We start from the raw sequence: 13,278 nt of genomic DNA on the forward strand, positions 1-13,278 counted from the left end.
AACGCGTCGGCCCGCCCGGGTCACACCCCTGGGTGCCCCCAGGCACCCCTGGGCGCCGCATGGAGAGCCCTTGAGGAAGCTCTGCCTTTTGTGGACACCCTCACGAAGGAGGGCGCGAAAGGCACAGACCAGGCGCGCGGAGCGCGAAGGGCGCGCGCTACCTCGGTCGGAACACCGGCACGCCCGCGCGGAAGGTGACCTCCAGCTCCATCCCGATCCGCAACACGCCCCTCATGCCCCCCGTGCCCCCCTCGCCCACCTCGCACTCCACCACCTCAGTCATCATCCGCGGCCCCTCCTCGAGGTCGACGACGGCGGCGACGTACGGCACGCGCTCCCCGAACGGCGGGAGGTCGTTGCGGTGCACGACGGACCAGGTGTAGAGCGTGGCGCGCCCGCTCGCGGTCCGCCAGCTCACGCCGTCCTCGCTCCAGCAGTGCGGGCAGAACTCCCGGGGATAGTGGTGGGCACGGTCGCAGGCGGCGCAGTGGCGGAGCAGCAGCCGCCCCTCGGCGGCCGCTTCCCAGTAGGGCCGTGTGAAGGCGTCGGCCTCGGGGACGTCGAACCGATCGGCCCCGGCGCCGCCCCGTACCGCCCCGCTCACTGGAACAGCCCGATCGCGTCGTCCAGCGACCACGTCTGCCACGACATCCCGAACAGCCCGACGACCGAGATCAGCGCCATCATCGAGTTCTGCCCCTGCTCGGCCCAGTCGTGGATCATGAGGACGAGGTAGAGGACGTTCAGAAGAAGCCCTCCGACCAGGGCGACCGGCGTCAGCAGTCCGGCCACCAGCCCCAGTCCGAGCGCCAGCTCCGCGTACACGACGACGTACGCCATCGTCCGTGGCCGCGGCGCGACCACCACGTCGAACCCGGAGCGCACGGCGTTCCACCGGTGCTTGGCCGCGATGTCCGCCGCCCACGCGATCCCGGTCCCCCGCTCGAACCAGCTCTTCTTGTCCTTGTGCCGCCAGCTCTCCAGCCACCACAGCCCAAGCCCGATCCGCAGCACGGCCAGCCACTCCGCGCCGCTGAGCCAGATCGTGTCCATGGCCGAACCTCCTGCCGCACGCGGGATCTGACGGTACGTCAGTTCAGCGTACGGAGGTGCACCGGCGCAAGAGGCGTACACCGCCGACTCCCCAGCGCCGCGCGAGGCGTACGCGCCCTCCCCTCCACGCCCCCATCACAACCAAGTGACCTACGCCACCAGCCCCACCCACTCCTCCTACAGCCGTGATCAGTTCGCAACCGATTCCGGGCTTGACCGAGACCTATCAAGTGAGGACGTGATTACGCTCGCGCTCATGGCCGACTCGACTGCTTCCTCGACACCCCGCACGGTGCCGTCCCACGAAGACCGCCCCGTGTACGTGATCGGCGGCGGCCCCGGCGGGCTCGCGGCGGCGCACGCGCTGCGCGCGCAGGGCGTGCGGGCCGTCGTGCTGGAGAAGTCCGACAAGGTCGGGGCGTCCTGGCGGCGCCACTACGACCGGCTGCATCTGCACACCACGCGGCGGCTGTCCGCGCTGCCGGGGCTGGCGATGCCGCGCTCGTTCGGGCGGTGGGTGTCGCGCGACAACGTGGTGCGCTACCTGGAGAAGTACGCCGAGTACCACCAGCTGGAGATCGTCACGGGCGTCGAGGTCTCGCGCATCGAGCCCGCCCCGGGCGGCGACGGCTGGCTGCTGCACGCCACCGGCGGGCGCGAGCTGACCGGCAGCGCGGTGGTCGTCGCCACCGGCTACAACCACACGCCCCACATGCCCGACTGGACCGGCCGCGACACCTACACCGGCGAACTCCTGCACGCCGGCGACTACCGCAACCCCGCCCCCTACGCCGGCCGTGACGTCCTCGTCGTCGGCATTGGCAACACGGGCGCGGAGATCGCCGTGGACCTGATCGAGGGCGGCGCCCAGCGCGTACGGCTCTCCGTGCGCACCGCCCCGCACATCGTGCGCCGCTCGACGGCCGGCTGGGCCGCCCAGTTCACAGGCATCGTCGTACGCCGGCTGCCGGTGCGCCTCGTCGACAAGCTCGCCGGGCCGATGGCCAAGCTGAGCGTGCCGGACCTGTCGGCACAGGGGCTGCCCCGCCCCGACACCGGGCTCTACTCCCGCGTCAACGAGGGCTCCATCCCCGTCCAGGACGTCGGCCTCATCGACGCCGTCCGCAAGGGGCAGGTCGAGATCGTCGCTGCCGTGGACGGTTTCGAGGACGGCAAGGTCGTCCTCGCCGACGGCGCCCGGATCGGCCCGGACGTGGTGATCGCCGCAACGGGTTACGTACGCGCGCTGGAGGGCGTCGTCGGACACCTCGGCGTACTCGACGAGCGCGGCAAGCCGGTCGTGCACGGGGCCCACTGCCCTGACAATGCCCCCGGCCTCTTCTTCAGCGGCTACGTCAACCCCATCAGCGGCATGTTCCGCGAGCTGGCGATCGACGCGGTGAAGATCGCGAAGGCCATCGCCAGGGGCACCGGACGACAGGTCTCGCGGCTCCCCTCCTGACGACGATCTCCGAACCTCCGTCTGACGTAGCCCCTCACTGGGCCGTAACCGAAACCCCCGCGTACTGGATCGGCTTCATACGTCCTCCGGGATGTGCGCGAGGCTGCCGGACTGCACACGAACGGAGCCGAGTTGCTGCGGCTGGGGTCGATTGCGGCCTTCAAGCGTGCCTGCAATCGCCATGACCTGGAACGTGGCGGACAAACCCGACGACAGCTCAGGGCGGCGGCTGCTGAAAATCCCGTTCGCCCCACTCACTGTCAGTGACACCCCATAAGCTTTGCGCCACATTGGTGACCCCGGCGGTACACCACATACCCCGGGGTCTGGCCAGTCATGGAGGGACTGACATGACCAAGCTTATGCGCGGCCCCAACCCCGCCACGACGGGGACGGAGATCATCGCCCTGGCCTACAAGCGGGCCTCTACGGAGGAGCAGCTCAAGGGCTACGGGCTCGACGTCCAGGACGATGAACTGCGCGCCTGGGAGGCCGAAGACACCAGGCACACCATCCTGGAGATCTTCTCCGACGAGGGTGTCAGCGGCAGTCTGGATCGCCGCCCAGCCATGCTCCGCCTGGAGGAGCGGGCCCAAGAGGGCAAAGCGAACCGCATCGTGGTCCCGAAGGTGGACCGCGTAGGCCGTACGGCCCGCGCTGCCTTCAACTGGGCCTGGCGCATGCAGGACATCGGCGTCCACTTCATCTCCGTTGAGGAGTGCATCGACACCAGCACCGAGCTGGGCTGGACCATGTTCCAGCAGTACGTGTTCTTCTCCGAGATGGAGTGGAACCGCATCCGCCAGCGGACGCTGGACGGCCGGAACAAGAAGATCGAGTACGGCGGATGGCCCGCTGGCCCGGCGCCGTACGGCTACCGGATCAAAGGCAAGGGCCAGAAGGGCTCCTTCCTCGTCGTCTGCGAGGACGAGGCCCGCGTCATCCTCAAGGCCGTGGCCCTGCTGGTCGACGACAAGAAGAGCTACGAGAAGGTTGCAGACGAGTTGAACCGGCTGGAGATGTACACCCGCAGCGGCAAGCCGTGGACGGCCACCAACCTCTACCAGCGCATGCACTCGGAGACCTTCGACGGCTACACCACGTACCGCAAGGCCAACCGCGGCGAGCGCAAGAAGGCCACCAGGCTCTACGAGGACGGCACGCCGGTCTACGGCGAGCCCGTACGCATCGCCGTACCGCAGATCCTCACCCCCGACCGGACCGAGGGTCTGAAGGCTGCACTCAAGAAGCGGTCCATCGACAAGCCCCGCAAGCCCGCACGGATCTACTCCCTCAGCGGCCACATCGCCAGCGACTGCGGACAGGTCTACGTCGGAGGAGGGCGGACGGGGCAGCGTGCCTACCGCTGTCAGGGCAACAGCTCCGACAAGTCGGGCTGCGGTTGCACGAACCTGGATGCGATCGAGATCGAGAACGCTGTCTGGTCCAAGGTGACCGAGTTCCTCGCGAACGAGGCCCGCCTGAGGGCTCTCGCAGACCGCGAGGTCGTCTCCCTCCCCGGCGACCGGGACAAGTACCTGGAGCGTCAGGAGCACCTGGCCACAAGCATCGAGAAGCAAGAGAAGCTGATCAAGGACGCGGTACCTGAGTACATCAAGGCGGGCATGGAGCCGACCGTGGCCGTGGCCGCGGTCAAGAAGCTGCGGGAGGAAGTCGAGGGCTGGATGAAGCAGCTCGAAGAGGTGCAGCACTGGCTGTCCGAGTATGAGCAGACACGGGCCAGGGCAAACGCCATCGTCTCGCTCGCCCGCTCCTCCCGGGAGCGGCTGGCGAACCTGGATGTGGCCGAGAAGGCCGAGATCTTCGACATGTTCCGCATCGCGGTTCTTCCCGAGAAGGGCCACTTCGTCAAGCGGCCCGGAGCCCCCTGCACGGTCACTGCCTGGCACCACGAAACCGGCGCGCACGTGCCGCCGGACGTCAGCGAAAAACAGTGGGAGGCAGCACGGGAAGTCATCGCTCAGTACCACGGACCCCGGCACTTCTCGATGACCAGCCTGGACCTGCGGCAGGCCCTGAACGGGATGCTGCACCGCCTCCGCCATGGGGCGGAGTGGTCCGAAATCGAACCCTGGGGTCGCTCAGAGGCGATCCGCCGACGGCAGGGAGTCTGGTTCCACAGCGGCGCATGGCAGGCCCTCATGAAGCATCTGGCCACCGACGGGCGGGGGACGGTGGCGTACCGCCACCCGACGATTCCGCTCCTGCATGTGGTGGGTGAGATCCGTTCGGGTGTCCTGGCCCTGATCGGAGCCACGGAGGACGACCTCACGGAACTTACGGATGGTGGATCAGGCAACCCCATCAGCGGCATGTTCCGCGAGCTGGCGATCGATGCGGAGAAGATCGCGAAGACCGTCGCCCGAACGTAGAACTCCTCAACTCTCTTATGTACACCTCCTGTTACGTGTGAGTCAGATGTGACGGGAGAGCTGTACCGCACCGCCGTGCGGGGCCAGAATGCGAGCCCTGCTCACTTTCCAGCTCCACTCACCTCTCGCATTCGACGGAGGACGACCGTGGCACGTGAAAGACAGCTCTCCCGGCGCTCCCTGCTCGGTGGCGCCGCCGCGACCGGCGTCGCCCTCACCGGCGCGAGCGCGGGCACCGCCTCCGCCGCCACCCGCGACGTCGACGTCGCCGTCGTCGGCGGCGGGCTCGCCGGGCTCACCGCGGCCCGCGACCTGGTCGCGGCCGGCAAGTCCGTCGTCGTCCTGGAGGCGCGCGACCGCGTCGGCGGACGGGTCGTCAACCTGAAGCTGACGAACGGCGGTTTCACCGAGGGCGGCGGCGAGTTCATCGGCCCCACCCAGGACCGCATCAAGGCCCTCGCCGACAGCCTGGGCGTGGCGACCTTCACGACCTACAACACCGGCAAGAACCTCCTCTACAAGGACGGCAAGAAGACCGCCTACGCCACCGACGGCCTCCTCGGCTCCGTCCCGCCCATCGACGTCGCCGGGCTCGCCAACGCCGCCGTCGTGCAGGCCGAACTCGACGACATGGCGGCGCAGGTCCCGGTCGACGCGCCCTGGACCGCCGCCAAGGCCGACGAGTGGGACAAGCAGACCTTCGAGAGCTGGCTGAACGCCAACGCCGTCATCCCCTCCGCGAAGTTCCTCTTCGACGTCGCCTGTACGTCGGTCTTCTCGGCCGAGCCCCGTGAACTCTCCCTCCTCTACGTGCTGTTCTACATAGCCGCCGCCGGCAACGAGTCCAACGCCGGCACCCTGGAGCGCCTCACCGAGACCGCGAACGGCGCCCAGGAGTCCCGCTTCGTCGGCGGTTCCCAGCAGGTGCCGATCAAGCTCGCCGCGGCCCTCGGCAGCCGGGTGGTGCTCAGCGCCCCGGTCCGCTCCATCACCCTCTCGGGCAGCAAGTATCTGGTGACCGCCGACGGGCTCACGGCCACCGCCCGCCGTGTCGTGGTCGCCCTGCCGCCACCGCTGGCCGCGCGCATCGCGTACGACCCGCTGCTGCCCGCCGACCGCGACCAGCTCAGCCAGCGGCTGCCGATGGGCTCAATCGGCAAGGCGATCGCCGTGTACGACACCCCCTTCTGGCGCGCCGACGGTCTCAACGGCCAGGTCGTCAGCGACACCGGCATCGTCCGCTCCACCTTCGACAACTCGCCCCCCGACGCCTCCTACGGCGCCCTGATGGGCTTCATCGAGGCCGACGAGATGCGCGCGTTCGACGCCTCGACGGTCGACGAGGTGAAGGCGGCCGTCCTGAAGGACTACGCCACCTACTTCGGCGACAAGGCCAAGTCGCCCACCTCCTTCGTACTCCAACGCTGGGACAACGAGGGCTTCTCCCGCGGCGGCCCGGTCGCCTACGCCCCGCCCGGCGTCCTCACCGAGTACGGCCCGGCCCTGCGCAGGCCCGCCGGCGGCATCCACTGGGCCGGCACCGAGACCTCCACCTACTGGAACGGTTACATGGACGGCGCCGTGCGCTCCGGCGAGCGGGTGGCGAAGGAGGTCCTGGCGGTCCTCTGACGACCCTGGGACGCCCGCCGACGACCTTGGGACGGCCCCGGGACGCCCCTCGGACGGACCCTCGGACGGCCCACAGAAGGCCCACGGACCGCCATCGGACGGTTCCACCTCCCCCCGCGGCGGGTACGTACCAAGTGCCCGCCGCACGCCTTTTCGCGCCCGGCGCTCGCACATTCCGCACTCGCTCCAGCCTCGCTCCACCCCCGCTCTACGCACGCTCCACCCCCGCTCCCCCTCCACCGTGTGCAGCCTTTGCCTGCACAACAGTTCCTGACATGGCGTCAGTTAAGTAATCTGACACTGCGTCAGTTAAAAGTTGGCTGTCACACAGGAGCGGGCGGACCGATGCTTGGATCAACCCACGGCACCCTCACCACCGACTCCCGCCGGGCCCGGGTCATCGCCTGCGGCGAGCAACCCTCACCGGTCGTGCACGGCCGCCCGGCCGAGGTCGACGACCTGGACGTCAGCGGGCGTCCGCTGTACGCCGACGTACCCGATCTGGCCCGCTTCTTCCGTCCCGAGTCCGTGGCCGTCATCGGCGCCTCGGACGCCGAGGGACGGCCGAACACCGGGATCACCCGGCAGTTGATCGCCTGGGCCGAGCGGGTCGGCGCCCGGCTGCACCCCGTGCACCCGACCCGGCCGGCGGTCTTCGGCATACCCTGCTCCCCTTCCGTCGCGGACGTGCCCGAGCAGATCGACCTGGCCGTGCTCCTCGTCGGCGACCCCCTCCCCCTGATCGGGGAACTGGCCGAGGCCAAGGTGAAGTTCGCGGTCGCCTTCGCCTCCGGGTTCGCCGAGACCGGAGCCGAGGGCGCCGCCGAGCAGACCCGCCTCGCCGCCGCCGTCCGCCGCTCGGGCCTGCGGCTGCTCGGGCCCAACACCAACCTCAACGCCTTCGAGAAGTTCCGCGACGACCTCGACGGCCCGGCCATCGCGCTGATCACGCAGTCCGGGCACCAGGGGCGGCCGGTGTTCGCGATGCAGGAGCTGGGTGTGCGGCTCTCCCACTGGGCACCCACCGGCAACGAGGCCGACCTGGAGACCGCCGACTTCATCTCCTACTTCTCCGAACAGCCCGAGGTCGGTGCCATCGCCTGCTACGTCGAGGGGCTGAAGGACGGCCGCTCCTTCCTGCTCGCCGCCGACCGCGCCGCCCGGCGCGGAGTACCCGTCGTCGCCGTCAAGGTCGGCCGCACCGAGACCGGCGCGCGCACCGCCGCCTCACACACCGGCAAGCTGACCGGCGCCGACACGGTGGTGGACGCGGCGATGCGGCAGTACGGCGTGATCCGCGTCGACGGACTCGACGAACTCCAGGACACCGCGGCCCTGCTGGCCCGCGCACGCACCCCGCAGGCGGACGGCGTCGTCGTCTATTCGATCTCGGGCGGCACGGGCGCGCACTTCGCGGACCTGGCGAGCGAGGCCGGGCTCTCCCTGCCCACACTGTCCTCCGGCAAGCAGACCGAACTGCACCAGTGGATACCCGAGTACCTGAACGTCGCCAACCCCGTCGACAACGGCGGCCACCCCGTCGGCGACTGGCGCGGCCGGAAGATCATCGACGCGATCCTCGCCGATCCGGGGGTGGGGGTGCTGATCTGCCCGATCACGGGCCCCTTCCCGCCGATGAGCGACAAGCTCGCGCAGGACCTGGTGGACGCGGCGGAGCAGACGGACAAGCTGGTGTGCGTGGTGTGGGGGTCGCCGGTCGGCACCGAGGCCGCGTACCGCGAGACGCTGCTCGGGTCGTCGCGGGTCGCCACCTTCCGTACGTTCGCCAACTGCATCACCGCCGTCCGTGCCTACCTGGACCACCACCGGTTCGTCTCCGCGTACCGCTCCCCCTTCGACGAGGCACCTCGCACCCCCTCGCCCTCCTTCCGCAAGGCGCAGGCGCTGATGCGTCCCGGCCAGCAGCTGAGCGAGCACGCGGCCAAGCAGCTGCTGCGCGCGTACGGGATCCGCGTGCCGCGCGAGCAGCTGGTGACCAGCGCGGCGGCGGCCGTGCGGGCGGCGAGCCTGGTCGGCTACCCGGTGGTGATGAAGGCCTCCGGCGCGCAGATCGCCCACAAGACCGAACTCGGCCTGGTGAAGATCGGGTTGACCTCCGCCAGCCAGGTCCGCGACGCCTATCGCGAGCTGACCGACATCGCGCGCTTCGAAGGGATCTCGCTCGACGGGGTGCTCGTCTGCCAGATGGTCGAGCGGGGCGTCGAGATGGTCGTCGGCGTCACGCACGACCAGCTCTTCGGGCCGACCGTGACCGTCGGCCTCGGTGGCGTCCTCGTCGAGGTACTGCGCGACGCGGCCGTCCGTGTGCCGCCGTTCGGCGAGGACCAGGCGCGGGCCATGCTGTCCGAACTGCGGGGGCGGGCGCTCCTCGACGGGGTGCGCGGGGCTCCGCCCGTCGACGTGGACGCCCTGGTCGAGGTCGCCCTCCGGGTGCAGCGCATGGCGCTCGAACTCGGCGACGACATCGCGGAGCTGGACATCAATCCGCTGATGGTGCTGCCTCGAGGGCAGGGGGCGGTGGCCCTGGACGCGTTGGTGGTGTGCCGCTGAGCGGCCGTGCACCACCCAGTTCCCGCGCAAAAGGCCCACCACTCCCCGTACGAAACGGAGTACCCCCATGTCCGAATCCCCCCGTGAATCCCGCGATTCCCGTGAATCCCCTACATTCCATACGTCCCGTAAGCCCCGTGAGACCCCTGGATCTCCCGAACTCCCCGAAAAGTCCCTCGACTCATTGATACTTCACGCCACTGACAACGCCGTCTCGTGGATCACCCTCAACCGGCCCGAGGCGATGAACGCCCTGTCCTGGGACCAGCGGGAACGCGTGATCGCGCTGCTCGCGGAGGCGTCCGCCGACCCGGGCGTACGGGCCGTCGTGATCACGGCGACGGGTCGCGGCTTCTGTGCGGGCGCGGACCTTCGGGGCGGGCCGCCCGCCGGGGAGCGGGTGGCCGGGGATGTCGCCCGGACCATCCGGCTCGGCGCCCAGCGGCTGATCGCCGCCGTACTGGACTGCGAGAAACCGGTGATCGCGGCGGTCAACGGCACGGCGGCCGGGATCGGCGCGCACCTCGCGTTCGCCTGCGACCTCGTACTGGCCGCGGACGCGGCCCGGTTCATCGAGGTGTTCGTGCGCCGCGGGCTCGTCCCCGACGGCGGCGGGGCCTATCTGCTGCCCCGCCTCATCGGCCCGCAGCGCGCGAAGGAGTTGATGTTCTTCGGCGACGCGTTGACGGCCGCGGACGCGGAACGGCTCGGCCTCGTCAACAGGGTCGTACCGCCCCAGGAGCTGGAGAAGACCGCCCGGGAGTGGTCCGAACGCCTCGCCGCCGGCCCGACTCGCGCCCTCGCCCTCACCAAACAGCTGGTCAACGCCTCCCTCGACACCGACCGCACGGCCGCCTTCGCCGCGGAGGCGGCCGCCCAGGAGATCAACATGACGACGGCGGACGCCAACGAGGGGGTCGCGAGTTTCGTGGAGCGGCGGAGCCCTCAGTACAACGGGCGGTAAGTCGGTCCCGACGGACAAGGGGCGGTGAGTCAGTCCCGACGAGCGCTTGTCTTCAGTCCTTCTTCAGGATCCGCAGATCCCCCGAGTCGGGGTCGCCGAACAGCACGAACAGCTCGGGACGGCGTTCGCTGCCGCCGATGGTCCAGTACGTGTCGTGGCCGCAGTCCTTGATGCGTACGACGACACCGTCCCGCTGGTCCGGCTGCGAAGGGTCGTCCGCGTCGGCGTACGGGGCGTAGCGGCCCTCGGTGTCGAGGAACCAGCTGCCGGTCCCGGCGCACCGCGTGAAGTCCTCGGTCCTCACGTCCTGGAACTCGGGCTCGGCGGGGAGAGCGGTGAGTTCGGCCCGGCCGTCGGCGCGAAGCCGCAGTACGGCCCCGCCGTCGCCCCGCCAGACCCCGGCGAGCTGCCCGGCGGACAGCTGTGGGGGCTCGTACTCCTTGATGAGTCCCGTGGACAGGCCCACCCCACCCGCGACGGCGACCAGCACGCACGCTCCGAGGGACGCGAGCGCCGAGCGGATCCAGATGCGGCGGCTGCGCGGGGCGCGGCCCGTGGCGCGCTCCCGCCGGCGGACGTACGCGACGCCCAGCGCGGGCAGGACACCCGAAGCGGCGATCAGCAGGGCGGGCGTGCCGGTGGGCGAGAGGCCGCCGAGCGCGACGGCGACGGCTGCCCAGAGCGCGCCGAGCAGGACCGCGAACGCCAGGTGCCAGGCGCCCTCGGGGCCGCGCACGCGCCGGGTCGCGAGGCGGGCGAGCGTGGCGGCCGGCATCGTGTGCGCCGCCGCGTGCAGCAGGCCCAGGGCGGCGAGGAGCGGCGGGCCGAACACGAGCATGCACAGCACCCCGACGGCGGCGAGTCCGCCGCCGGACCCCGCGCCGTGGGTGTCGTCGTCGAATGTCCCGACCCACCAGATCGCGCAGGCCACCGCGAGCTGCGAGGCGCAGACCGCCGCGGCCACGTTCAGTTCGGCGTTCGCCCAGCTCAGCAGGGAGCGCTTGGGCCGCCATGTGTTTCCCCACCCCATGGGGCGAAAGATAACGCGGGGCGTGGTGCGGGTTCGCGGGAGGGGTTCGAGCACGGCATCTCGTCCCTTCGTATCTGATTCCCGCCCCTTCGCATCTGATGCCGAGCCCTTCCCATCTGACACCTCGTCAGCTTCAATGGTTGATGTGATGGGACACGCAGGGATGGCCGCCGCCGCCGTCCGCTACCTCAGGTCGGCCGGGGCCCCCACCGTCGCGGGGCCCGTCGAGGTGTTGCCGCGCCCGGATCTGCGCGCAGTCGGCGACGACGAGCGCGCGCCGGTCGATCAGACCGAATTCCGCCGCGTACTGGGGAACTTCGCGACCGGCGTGACCGTTGTCACCGCACCGCCCACCGATGGCGGAGAAGGACCGGGGGACGGTGCGGGACCGGCCGGCTTCGCCTGCCAGTCCTTCTCCTCCCTCTCCCTCGACCCGCCGCTGGTCTGCTTCATGGTCGGTCGTACGTCGACGACCTGGCCCCGGATCGCGCGCGCGGGCGTCTTCTGTGTGAACGTCCTCGGCGCCCACCAGGGCGACCTGTGCCGCGGCTTCGCGGTGAGCGGCGCGGACAAGTTCGCCGGGGTCGTGTACGACGGGGCGCCGGTCTCCGGCTCGCCCCGCCTCGCGGGCGCCGCGGCCTGGATCGACTGCACGATCCACGCGGTGCACACGGGAGGGGACCACCTGATCGTGGTGGGCCGGGTGGACGCGCTCGGGACCGGCGACGGCGACATGGCGCCGCTGCTGTTCCACAAGGGGCGGTTCCTCTAGGCGACCGCCTGGTCAGGCCAGGGCCGCCGCCGCCCGAACCGGTCGGCGCCGGATCACCAGCGCCATCAGCGCCGCCACCGCGCACAGCGCACCCGCGGAGTACCAGACCACGTTGTACGAGCCGAAGACATCCCGTGCGACACCGCCGAGGAAGGCGACAAGGGCGGCGCCGACCTGGTGGGAGGCGAGGACCCAGCCGAAGACGATGGCGCTGTCCTCGCCGTACTGCTCGCGGCACAGGGCCAGGGTGGGCGGGACGGTGGCGACCCAGTCGAGGCCGTAGAAGACGATGAAGAAGATCATCGGGGGGCGCACGGTCGGCTCGAGGAGCATCGGGAGGAAGAGGAGCGAGATGCCGCGCAGCGCGTAGTACACCGCCAGCAGCCGGCGAGGCTCGAAGCGGTCGGTGAACCAGCCGGAGGCGACCGTCCCGACCACGTCGAAGACGCCGATGACCGCGAGCAGCGAGGCGGCCGCCGTGATCGGCATGCCGTGGTCGTGGGCGGCAGGCACGAAGTGCGTCTGGACCAGGCCGTTCGTCGAGGCGCCGCAGATCGCGAAGGTGCCGGCCAGCAGCCAGAAGGGGCCGGTGCGGACCGCCTTGAACAGCACGGTGACCGTACGACGGGCCGCGCCCGTCACAGGCGCGGGCTTCGGTACGAACTCCGGCGCGCCGTACGGCTTCACGCCCACGTCCGCCGGGTGGTCCCGCAGCAGCAGCCATACGAAGGGGACGACCGCGAGGGCCGCGAGGGAGACGGTCACCGAGGCGGGACGCCAGCCGTGCTCCGTGACGATCCAGGACAGCAGCGGCAGGAAGATCAGCTGACCCGACGCCGAGGCCGCCGTCAGAATGCCCGTCACCAGGCCCTTCCGCTCCGTGAACCAGCGGTTGGTGACCGTCGCCGCGAACGCCAGCGCCATCGAGCCGGAGCCGAGGCCCACCAACAGGCCCCAGCAGAGCATGAGCTGCCAGGCCGCCGTCATCCACACGGTCAGCCCGGAACCGACCGCGATCACGGTCAGGGCGACCGCCACCACACGCCGGATGCCGAAGCGGTCCATCAGCGCGGCCGCGAACGGTGCCGTCAGCCCGTACAACGCGAGGTTGATCGAGACCGCCGCGCCGATCGTGCCGCGCGACCAGTGGAAATCGTGGTTCAGCGGATCGATCAACAGTCCCGGCAGCGAACGGAACGCCGCCGCGCCGATGATCGTCACGAAGGCCACGGCTGCCACGAACCACGCACGGTGGATACGAGGATCGGAGGAACGGGTGGATCGGGGCCGGGAGTCCTCTACGGCCTCGGCGGCTCCGGCGGCTTCGGCGGCTCCGGCGGCTTCGGTTGTCTGGGTCACGACATAGAGCTTCGGGGATACGATCCCGGCGAACCACTGGCCCGA

The 13,278-nt window shown here is 70.4% G+C and carries 10 protein-coding genes; 6 read left to right on the forward strand and 4 right to left on the reverse strand.

Annotation, left to right across the window (positions count from 1 at the left end):
* Positions 1-157: 157 nt before the first annotated feature.
* Positions 158-604 (reverse strand): Zn-ribbon domain-containing OB-fold protein, encoded by a 447-nt coding sequence (locus AB5J50_RS22660; protein ID WP_369260229.1) that lies wholly within the window; start codon positions 602-604, stop codon positions 158-160.
* Complete coding sequence (locus AB5J50_RS22665) at positions 601-1,053, reverse strand: DoxX family protein (RefSeq protein ID WP_369260230.1); 453 nt, start codon at positions 1,051-1,053, stop codon at positions 601-603. The genes AB5J50_RS22660 and AB5J50_RS22665 overlap by 4 nt, the downstream gene beginning before the upstream one ends.
* 256 nt (positions 1,054-1,309) lie before the next feature.
* Here AB5J50_RS22665 and AB5J50_RS22670 point away from each other — a divergent pair, with 256 nt between their 5' ends.
* The 5 genes from AB5J50_RS22670 to AB5J50_RS22690 all read left to right on the forward strand — a co-directional run bounded on the left by AB5J50_RS22670 (position 1,310) and on the right by AB5J50_RS22690 (position 10,072).
* Positions 1,310-2,515 carry a flavin-containing monooxygenase gene (locus AB5J50_RS22670; RefSeq protein WP_369260231.1) on the forward strand — a complete coding sequence of 402 codons (1,206 nt, stop codon included), beginning with the start codon at positions 1,310-1,312 and terminating at the stop codon, positions 2,513-2,515.
* Positions 2,516-2,865: 350 nt separating this feature from the next.
* Positions 2,866-4,908 carry a recombinase family protein gene (locus AB5J50_RS22675; RefSeq protein WP_369260232.1) on the forward strand — a complete coding sequence of 681 codons (2,043 nt, stop codon included), beginning with the start codon at positions 2,866-2,868 and terminating at the stop codon, positions 4,906-4,908.
* Positions 4,909-5,055: 147 nt separating this feature from the next.
* Positions 5,056-6,537, forward strand: a complete 1,482-nt coding sequence (locus AB5J50_RS22680) for a flavin monoamine oxidase family protein (protein WP_369260233.1) — start codon at positions 5,056-5,058, stop codon at positions 6,535-6,537.
* 345 nt (positions 6,538-6,882) lie between these two features.
* Positions 6,883-9,108 carry an acetate--CoA ligase family protein gene (locus AB5J50_RS22685; RefSeq protein ID WP_369260234.1) on the forward strand — a complete coding sequence of 742 codons (2,226 nt, stop codon included), beginning with the start codon at positions 6,883-6,885 and terminating at the stop codon, positions 9,106-9,108.
* Positions 9,109-9,292: 184 nt separating this feature from the next.
* The gene (locus tag AB5J50_RS22690) at positions 9,293-10,072 is read left to right on the forward strand and encodes an enoyl-CoA hydratase/isomerase family protein (protein ID WP_369260235.1); all 780 of its coding nucleotides are present in this window, start codon (positions 9,293-9,295) and stop codon (positions 10,070-10,072) included.
* A gap of 52 nt (positions 10,073-10,124) precedes the next feature.
* Here AB5J50_RS22690 and AB5J50_RS22695 read toward each other — a convergent pair whose 3' ends face one another.
* Positions 10,125-11,102, reverse strand: coding sequence for a hypothetical protein (locus tag AB5J50_RS22695; RefSeq protein ID WP_369260236.1), 978 nt, complete (start codon positions 11,100-11,102; stop codon positions 10,125-10,127).
* Between the two features lie 148 nt (positions 11,103-11,250).
* Between AB5J50_RS22695 and AB5J50_RS22700 the strand changes: the two genes are divergently transcribed.
* Positions 11,251-11,874 carry a flavin reductase family protein gene (locus AB5J50_RS22700; protein WP_327429593.1) on the forward strand — a complete coding sequence of 208 codons (624 nt, stop codon included), beginning with the start codon at positions 11,251-11,253 and terminating at the stop codon, positions 11,872-11,874.
* A 12-nt stretch (positions 11,875-11,886) separates the two neighbouring features.
* On the opposite strand, the gene AB5J50_RS22705 is transcribed toward AB5J50_RS22700, so the two are convergent.
* Positions 11,887-13,233: an MFS transporter gene (locus tag AB5J50_RS22705; protein ID WP_369260237.1), complete on the reverse strand. Its 1,347-nt coding sequence runs from the start codon at positions 13,231-13,233 to the stop codon at positions 11,887-11,889.
* Between the last annotated feature and the right edge of the window lie 45 nt (positions 13,234-13,278).

The organism is Streptomyces sp. R35, assembly GCF_041053035.1.
Taxonomy (GTDB): Bacteria; Actinomycetota; Actinomycetes; order Streptomycetales; family Streptomycetaceae; genus Streptomyces; species Streptomyces lutosisoli.